The sequence below is a fragment of the Anaeromicrobium sp. genome (assembly GCF_025210435.1).
Lineage (GTDB): Bacteria > Bacillota > Clostridia > Peptostreptococcales > Thermotaleaceae > Anaeromicrobium.
In genome coordinates, this window is sequence record NZ_JAOART010000024.1 from 25,502 (window position 1) to 34,726 (window position 9,225).

Sequence of the window (9,225 nt, forward strand, 5' to 3'; positions counted from 1 at the left end):
TACTAATAAATTTAAGCCTATGAAAAAAAATAGACTAGTCAGGTGAAATGACTAGTCTATTTTTTGAATATGCCTTATATTACATTTATAGGTGCATAGGCTAACATTATTTTTTTAATTCCCGCATTATGAAAAGCTATGGTAATTTCCTTATCTCCTGCCTTATCCTTAATAGATATGATGGTACCCATACCAAACTTATCGTGCATAACCTTAGCCCCTGGGTGGATATTTTCAATGCTGGCCTTCTTTGTTGCTTTAGGGGCTTCATTTATAGTAGTTCCCCTATATATACCATTTCCAGGTGCAAGGGCCCTTCTATCTTTAGCTTCAATGGCTACCTTATCCCTATCTAATAGTTCAGAATCTATTTCATCTATGAACCTAGATATGGTATTATAATTGGTCTTACCATATAACATCCTCATCCTAGCATGGGTAATATATAACATGTCCTCAGCCCTTGTTATACCCACATAGCATAATCTTCTTTCCTCTTCTAAGTCCTCATCAGAATCAAGTGCTCTAGATATAGGAAATATTCTCTCTTCCATTCCCGCTAAAAATACTACAGGGAACTCTAGCCCCTTAGCACTATGGAGGGTCATTAAAACAACCTTGTTATCATCATCATCCATAGAATCTAAATCTGTAGATAAGGAAGTTTTTTCTAAAAACTCCATTAAAAGTCCAGTCTCACTATCCTCTTCAAATTCCTTTGCTACAGATAATAATTCTCGTAAGTTCTCTATTCTAGTTTGAGCCTCTATAGTATCTTCCTTTTCAAGTTCCTTTATATATCCTGACTCTTCTAAAACCATTTGAATTAATTCACTAGCCTTTATTTCATCCTTTAATTCTCTACATTTATTTACAATATTAGTAAATTGTTCAAATCCTGCCATTACCCTTCTAGAAAAGCCCTCTAACATATTTTCATCTAGTAAAACACTATAAATACTTTCTCCCGTTTTACTTGCCTTTTCCTCTAATCTCTCAACAGTCCTGTTTCCGATGCTACGTTTAGGAACATTGATTACCCTTTTTAGAGATATATCATCTACTGGATTTTGAATAAGTCTTAGATAGGCCACAATATCCTTAACTTCTTTTCTGTCGTAGAACTTAAGTCCTCCATATATCCTATAGGGAACATGACCCCTCATTAGCATATCCTCTATGGCACGGGATTGGGCATTGGTCCTATATAATATGGCACATTCCTTATAATTCCTAGCATCATTCTTAACCATATTCATTATATTTTGTACGATAAACCTACCCTCATCCTTTTCATCCATAGCCCTATAATACTTTATCTTATCCCCATCTCCCTTGTTGGCAAAAAGGGATTTACTCTTTCTATTAATATTGTTTTTAATAACACTATTAGCCGCATCTAATATGATTTTTGTAGATCTATAATTTTGTTCTAATTTTATAGTAACGGCATCTGCAAAATCCTCTTCAAAGCTAAGTATATTCCTAATATCAGCTCCTCTGAACCCATATATGGATTGGTCAATATCACCAACAACACATAGGTTTTGGTGACCTTCTGCAAGCATGGATACTAGTTTATATTGGGCCAAACTCGTATCTTGATACTCATCTACCATTATATATTTAAATTTGTCTTGATATAAACATAGTATATCTTCATTTTCTGAAAAAAGCTCTATGGTCTTAAATATTAAGTCATCAAAATCTAGGGCATTATTTTTCCTAAGTTTCTTCTGATAAAGATTATATATCTTTGCAATTTCCTCCATTTGGAAATCACCCTCATACTTTTTCTTAAACACACTAGGAGTAAATAATTTATCCTTTGCAGAGCTTATCCTACTTCTGACCATGGCAAGTGGATATAATTTGTCGTTTATGTTAAGTTTTTTATAACATTCCTTTAAAAGGGTCTTTTGGTCACTAGCATCATATATTACAAAGTTTCTATCATATCCGATCTTATCTATCTCACGTCGAAGTATTCTCACACAAGCAGAGTGAAAGGTAGTAACCCATAAATTCATAGGCCTATCTATTAGAGCCTCTACCCTCTCTACCATTTCCTTTGCTGCCTTATTTGTAAATGTTATAGCTAATATATTTCCAGGGTGTACACCCTTTTCTTCTACTAAGTATGCAATCCTATGAGTTAAAACTCTAGTTTTACCAGAACCAGCTCCAGCCAATATAAGTAGGGGTCCTTGTGTATGCAATACGGCCCTCTTTTGAGCCTCATTCATCATCGATAAATCCATGAAGTTTCTCCTTTCCTTTTTCCATCTATACATATGTTATATTATTTTAGCCATTTATACAAATGTTTGTTCGTTTTTTTTGAGAAAGTTTTTTGGGCAATAAAAATACCATTAGTCAAATAAGCTAATGGTATTTATTTTATTTAATTTTTCATACGGATACCCAAAACCCTCCCCCATATTTATTTGACCAACTTAGTTTCCCCCATACCCATAGTAGTTTTATATCCCGTTCCACAGAATATGGAAAAACCTATCAAATTATTTATTATATCCTTTGTATTTTCATCTAATTTCCCATCTATTTCATAATAGGATTTTCCCCTAAATCCTACAATCTTATATTGAGACATGTTCATTATTTCTGTGTTTATATTGTGCCTTATACAGAAGCAATTTTCTTTAATAATTTCTAACACTTGTTCATCTATACTATATTCTTCTCCCACAACATTATTCCATCTACTCATATAACTCTTAAATATATGGGCCACATCTGGAAACAAGTAGTTTCTCCCCAATTTTCTAAAGCTTGTGGGAGATAAAAACTCTAATGCAAATCTATTATTTTTTATATTTCTTTTATTTTTCATCTCATCAATGGACATGACTTCTTTCAGATTCAAATTTTTAATAATAAAATTTATATTCCCAATGGAAATTATTTTTTTATTTATGATATATTTATATACAATATCATAAAAGGCTTTAAATAAATTTTCATCTAAAAAAGATCCCTCTAGGGATACCTTCTCACCTGAGCTTATGTAATATATCCAGTTTTTTAATTTTTTGCTCCTTAGTATGGATACGGTATAGGGTTTGGCATTGTTCATATTATGTAGCTTTTCACTCAATTCTTCATCTTGTTCTTTTAATAGTTTAAAAAACATACCATGAACTAACCTTCCATTACCATAGGCTAACGTACCATCATTTAAAGCTTCTAATTCTATACTCACTTTAGTAAACAAATTTCTCCCACCATTTCATCATTATTTTATATAAAAGAATCTAATAGGCTAAAATATAATTTTGCCTCTAATCCTTCATATCCCCTTAACTCATGAATATTTTCCTCTACTTGTTCTGAATTACAATTTCTATTATATCTCATAAGGATAGTTCTTTCACTTTTTAATTTTCCCTTCACATCTATTGTCATTTATGGGTGGAGGAATTATTTCTTCTTCTATTATTTTATTTGCATTTTCTATTGCATTAATTGTAAGTTCCCTTAGTTCCTCAGTAAAATATACCTCTCCTTTTTCATAGGAACTTGAATAGTATATATATCCCTTTTCTAAGGATACATTCATATTCGCCTCTATTAAAAGGGCTTGGCAGCAAAGTTGTACATGATCATTAATGTTATTTTGTTTTTTCCCTTTTTTATATTCTACAGGATAATATTGACCATCCTTTTCTTCTATCTCATCTAATACACCTACCATATTATACTCTTCTGATTCTAGATATACATTTCTGATTTTACTCCTTTCCCTAGTTTTTAATTTTTCTTTTTCATTTCTTTTATTTTCTTCTATTTTCCCTTTCAATACATGATGGTTATAGTCATTTGCCTTTTCCATAACCCTATAGTAGAAGTTACGAGGGCAGTACAAAATTTCACCTATGGCCGATATAGGTATTCTTATTCTTTCCATTCTTACATCTCCTTAGATTCCCAAAGGGAATTAGTATTTATTAGATTCTGCATAAGAATCTGTTATCTAAAGATTCTCCAATAATCATTCTTTTAATTCATGTATTATGAAAAAAGGTTATTACCTTGTAAGCGGCAATAACCTTTTTTGTATCTCATATGTAAATTCCCAAAGGGAATTATATGTTCTTCTAACGATACAGTGATGGAAGATAAAGTGGACCTGAAGAAGAGTTTCAATTCCCAAAGGGAATTATATGTTCTTCTAACAAGGAAGGTTTTCGTTCTTTGGTATAGGTAAAAAGGAAGTTTCAATTCCCAAAGGGAATTATATGTTCTTCTAACAAAAGGATATAAGTGTATTCTTAGCTATAATAAATGCTTTGTTTCAATTCCCAAAGGGAATTATATGTTCTTCTAACCTTTAGAAAATAGATTGATACCAAAGGTTACAAAATCTACTCGTTTCAATTCCCAAAGGGAATTATATGTTCTTCTAACTAAGAGAAGTTAATAATGACTTTCAAGACGCCAATATATTTGTTTCAATTCCCAAAGGGAATTATATGTTCTTCTAACGTAATAGATGCTATAGTTTGGTTATCGGTCCGAATTGTACGTTTCAATTCCCAAAGGGAATTATATGTTCTTCTAACATAAAATGGTCAGGGAATCATCACACCAATAAAAGTTCAGTTTCAATTCCCAAAGGGAATTATATGTTCTTCTAACAGGAATCAATTATAATTGATTAGAATAACTGGAATTGAACAGTTTCAATTCCCAAAGGGAATTATATGTTCTTCTAACAAAGATATTGATGATAATTTATTTGAGTTTCCTAAAAAACAGTTTCAATTCCCAAAGGGAATTATATGTTCTTCTAACGTGAAAATTATAAAAAAGGATTAACTACTAAAGAATATAAGTTTCAATTCCCAAAGGGAATTATATGTTCTTCTAACTTGTTTTATTGTTGTTACTGAGAAATTTAATTTTGATAGTTTCAATTCCCAAAGGGAATTATATGTTCTTCTAACTAAATATCATCTTAGAGGAGATAAGTTAAGCCGAGCAGAGTTTCAATTCCCAAAGGGAATTATATGTTCTTCTAACTAAAAATATTAGCTAAATTAAAAAACAAAGAAGAAATAAAGTTTCAATTCCCAAAGGGAATTATATGTTCTTCTAACTGAAATTAGATTTAGCACAAATGAGAAAAAATGTAATAGCGTTTCAATTCCCAAAGGGAATTATATGTTCTTCTAACATGAAGCTTCAACAGTTTATGAATTAAGGAACGTAGAAAAAGTTTCAATTCCCAAAGGGAATTATATGTTCTTCTAACATAATGGCAGAACATGGACAGGCTATTAAATGCGAAATAGTTTCAATTCCCAAAGGGAATTATATGTTCTTCTAACTCTACCCATCTGAAACCATTGGAATCACTGGGCTAATTTCCCCAAATGCGAGGGTCTCACTTTTTTCATGAAATTTCACCTATGTGATTTAACAAAAACCAACTCAATCCCAGTAATATACTCATCGAGGGTCTCCAGGCTTTTTTCCTACGCAAAGACCCTCGCAAAATATTTATTTAACCAAGATAGTTTCTAGTTCCACAAAACATGGAAAAACCTATTAATTTATTCATTATATCCTTTATATTTTCATCTACCTTCTTCTCTATTTCATAATAACATTTTACTTAAAATCTTACAATCTTATATTGTGATATATTCATAATTTCTGTATTTATGTCATGTCTTACGCAAGAACGGCTTTCTAAAACCTATGAAAGATATACACTCTAATTCAAATCTATTTCTTCTATATATGCTGGTATACTTAAGGAATATCCACATTGAACAACCTGTGGATGCTCATAGCTTATATTTGATACTAATCTTCCATAATAATCCTTTACTTCAGTTGTCCAAAAAACAGCACCAGGCTTTATCATTAACACAGGTCTTTTGAAAGGATTTGCTGATAAGGCATATCCTTGTCCCAATTTAGGATGTTTTATAAACGTTTTGTATTGTCCTCTCGTAGGGTCTTCTTCTTTGGGTACATAATTTGATAAATTTACGAAACAATTCACTTTATCAGGAATTTTAAACCCTTGAAATTTTTCTATTTCCTGTATGGAGAACTGTCCTTTCCCTGTTGAAATCTTCTTTCCAAAACCTGTGATAGACAATCTTTTAAATAGGTCAAATAACTTATCTTTATACTCATCCTTCACCTTCACATATATAGATATATGACCTTCATCTAAGAAATACTCATTTTGTTCATATAAAGATCCTTCAATAGTAGCATCTGAAAATCTAGAAATAGAATTATGCATAGTTCTTGTTTGCTTTTCTTTATTTTCTTTTGATTTTATGATAACCTCTCTGTTGTTTATAATAGAATTAAATTCATCTATTGTTAACCAATCTATTTTCTTATTCTGTTTTTCCAATTGCATATGCTTTAATATATCAGATTTACTTCCTTTCATATCTTCTAAAGATATTTTCCTTGCCACGGGTTTAGGTAATAAATCATTTATAAACCCATTTGAAACTACGAAAGGAACATTATTTTGTCTATATCCTTGTAAAAATTCTTTTAGTACCTTCTCTCCTTCATAATTTGCAATAACCCAACATAAACTCCCAAATATAGTATCGCTTTGCCACGGTGTAATATAGCTGGATTTAGGTTTTATTTTTATCCTATATAATTCCATAATTACACTCCTTAAATAGTAAACTCTTCTCCATTTAACTCCATATCTATAAACTTAACCTGTCCATATCCTCTACTTCCTGACCCGCCTAAATATGAATTTTCTACAGATTTTAAGGATTCTTTTAAGAAATTTTTCATTCTTGTTTCATCATCATTCTTAAAAATTTGTAGGACTATTTCTAAATCAAATTTAGCCCCTGATGGTACTCTTTCAATGTATCTAAAATCATTTGATGTTCCATTATTTCTATTTATAATATTCTCTATTTTCACCTCTAAATATGGTTTTCCGCTTTCCTTCATAAACTTATTCATGTCTCTCCTAGTATCTTCATTCATAACTGCATCTCTTATTAACATTCTAGTAGGCCCTAAGTTATGACTTGTATTTTTATGTGCTCCAAACATAGTACATATCTCACAATTTTTGTCACCACACCCACAAGGTTCTCCAATCTTTATTTTCTTGCCCCTAATTTGTTTTTCTTTTATATTCACTTTCCCTCTAATTTTTTCCATTTGAGAACGCATCTTTCCTTTTAGTGATGATCCTGGTATATACGGTTCATTTGTTATTGGATGTTTTATAACCTCATTGTCTATACCTCCAATATCTATTCCTTCAGAGTTTCCTCCAATAAATAGCCCTGTAATACACTTGATTTTTCCTTTTACTATTAAAACTTTATCTAATTTCATAATTAATACACTCCTATATTATTTATTATTTACAACACTAAAGGTAGTACGTAAAGTATGCTACTACCGCTTGAAAATGAGGTATAAATCCTTCAATAATATCCTTTTTATTTTGTATGTTATTAATATTCATGCATACAAACTTATAAAACTCCTTCGTAACACTTTGATTACTATTCTTTTTACTACTTGCATAATGAACAGCAGCTTTTAACTTTGCAATCTCCAAAACAAATCTTTCCTCATCAAGTTCTAATCCACTTACACAATATACACGTTCCATAGTTTTTACATATCCATAAAACTTCCTCAGTTGATTAACTGTCATTCGCTTACCAAAACTTTTTGCAACTTTTTCTGCTATTTCATCTATTAATTCTTTTCTTAAATTACCATTTTCATTAAAGTAACCATTTGCCAAATAGCCCACTGGAAAATTTGACCTGATGTGTTTATTATCTGATTTACCCATAATTATCTCCCCTTACTTGCCATTACAGCATACTCCATAGCTACACCTAAATTTATCAACGATGGGTTTGCCATATCAAATAAACTCTCTTGCCAATTTACAACTTCTCTCACATCCTTGTTACTTTTTTTCTTTTTTCCTATGTGATAGGCTAAAAAAGGCTTGTATTTCAAACCCTGCACATTTCCATTAATATAAAAATCTTGAAATAATTCATCATACTCTTTTAGTCTCCATAGATCTCCATGAGTCATCAATCCTTCTTTTATCCATTTAGTAAGTTTCTTTCCATCATCTATAGCTTTTTTAAAATCCTGCCACTTCATAGTTCTGTTGAAAATAGTAACATGATTTTTCCCATATTCCTCACCTTTAACAATCCTACCTTTTGATTCTTCCAATTCACCTTCCACATAATCAGCTACTTTAGATACGGGTGTACTTACATTTGCCATTGATATTCCTGCTGAAATAGTAATATTAGCATTATTGCCTACAAAACTTCTAAATTCTTCCTCCATATATATGCTAAAATCTATAATTTCACTCCATGGACCTATGATAAATAAATCATCGCCGCCAGAATATACTACATAACAATTTTCATATTTCTTCTTTATAATTTCACTAATTCTTCCTGTAAAAAATATATCCAGCATCCTACTTAATGTGGTAGTTCTAGATATATTATTCTTATTAATCATTTTTCCTTCTACATCTTTGTTAAAACCTAAAGAAAATATACTTCCTAGATTATCAACGTCAGCTTTTAAATATGCCAACTTATCTGTTCCAATAGATTTTTTTCCTAATTCATCAAAACTTATAGTCTTGTGATTATCCATTGGTACATTATTAGCTATAAATTTAAATTTATTTGAAAGTTTAGGATATATCTTTGAATCGTTTATATTGTAAATAAAATTTTCACTTTCACCAGGTACATCTTTATGAAGTTTTACCCCATAATTACTAAGTATCTTAATATGTGCTTCACTACTATCTGTAATTTCTATATACTTTAATTTTGGTAATATGGAACCTATATTTATGTGATTTTCACATTTTAAACAAATTTCTTTATTTCCATCTATAAAATCTACTTTACAACTTTTACACAATTCTTTTTTACCACTATGGTTTAAATTAAATACAAATTTTTCTTCTTTCCAATAATCTTCTATTAAACTATTTGAAAAACTCATACTTTTCTTTTTATCTAATTTTGTTCTAAGTTTAGATACGTAAGTTTTGTACAAAAATAGTCTATTCTTTTGGATAATTATTCTTTGGTATTTTAGGCAAAAAATAACTAAAGGTAATACCATATCCCTTATCGAAGTAGTGTTTTCCCACAAACTCTAACGAAAGGTGGTATTACC

Annotated in this window: 7 protein-coding genes and 1 CRISPR repeat array; all 7 genes read right to left on the minus strand. The window is 30.5% G+C overall.

The genetic code is table 11. From position 1 onward, the window contains the following. Window positions 1-74 precede the first annotated feature (74 nt). Window positions 75-2,261: a DNA helicase PcrA gene (pcrA, locus tag N4A57_RS03060; RefSeq protein WP_293656048.1), complete on the minus strand. Its 2,187-nt coding sequence runs from the start codon at window positions 2,259-2,261 to the stop codon at window positions 75-77. 182 nt (window positions 2,262-2,443) lie between these two features. Next, window positions 2,444-3,235, minus strand: coding sequence for a CRISPR-associated endoribonuclease Cas6 (gene cas6 / locus N4A57_RS03065; protein WP_293656049.1), 792 nt, complete (start codon window positions 3,233-3,235; stop codon window positions 2,444-2,446). A 156-nt stretch (window positions 3,236-3,391) separates the two neighbouring features. Continuing rightward, a complete protein-coding gene (gene cas4, locus N4A57_RS03070) occupies window positions 3,392-3,928 on the minus strand; it encodes a CRISPR-associated protein Cas4 (protein ID WP_293656050.1) in 537 nt (178 codons plus the stop codon). A 158-nt stretch (window positions 3,929-4,086) separates the two neighbouring features. Then, a CRISPR array of direct repeats spans window positions 4,087-5,351; the repeat unit is 37 nt; unit sequence GTTTCAATTCCCAAAGGGAATTATATGTTCTTCTAAC. Window positions 5,352-5,740: 389 nt separating this feature from the next. Further along, a complete protein-coding gene (gene csm4, locus N4A57_RS03075) occupies window positions 5,741-6,670 on the minus strand; it encodes a type III-A CRISPR-associated RAMP protein Csm4 (protein WP_293656052.1) in 930 nt (309 codons plus the stop codon). Between the two features lie 11 nt (window positions 6,671-6,681). Further along, window positions 6,682-7,371 (minus strand): type III-A CRISPR-associated RAMP protein Csm3, encoded by a 690-nt coding sequence (gene csm3 / locus N4A57_RS03080; RefSeq protein WP_293656054.1) that lies wholly within the window; start codon window positions 7,369-7,371, stop codon window positions 6,682-6,684. A 37-nt stretch (window positions 7,372-7,408) separates the two neighbouring features. Further along, a complete protein-coding gene (csm2, locus tag N4A57_RS03085) occupies window positions 7,409-7,843 on the minus strand; it encodes a type III-A CRISPR-associated protein Csm2 (protein ID WP_293656055.1) in 435 nt (144 codons plus the stop codon). Between the two features lie 2 nt (window positions 7,844-7,845). Further along, the gene (gene cas10, locus N4A57_RS03090; RefSeq protein ID WP_442863852.1) at window positions 7,846-9,171 is read right to left on the minus strand and encodes a type III-A CRISPR-associated protein Cas10/Csm1; all 1,326 of its coding nucleotides are present in this window, start codon (window positions 9,169-9,171) and stop codon (window positions 7,846-7,848) included. Between the last annotated feature and the right edge of the window lie 54 nt (window positions 9,172-9,225).

Coding starts and splice junctions, on each gene's coding strand:
- csm2 (WP_293656055.1), bottom strand. CDS start 7,843: ATGGGTAAATCAGATAATAAACACATCAGGTCAAATTTTCCAGTGGGC.
- pcrA (WP_293656048.1), bottom strand. CDS start 2,261: ATGGATTTATCGATGATGAATGAGGCTCAAAAGAGGGCCGTATTGCAT.
- csm3 (WP_293656054.1), bottom strand. CDS start 7,371: ATGAAATTAGATAAAGTTTTAATAGTAAAAGGAAAAATCAAGTGTATT.
- csm4 (WP_293656052.1), bottom strand. CDS start 6,670: ATGGAATTATATAGGATAAAAATAAAACCTAAATCCAGCTATATTACA.
- cas10 (WP_442863852.1), bottom strand. CDS start 9,171: ATGGTATTACCTTTAGTTATTTTTTGCCTAAAATACCAAAGAATAATT.
- cas4 (WP_293656050.1), bottom strand. CDS start 3,928: ATGGAAAGAATAAGAATACCTATATCGGCCATAGGTGAAATTTTGTAC.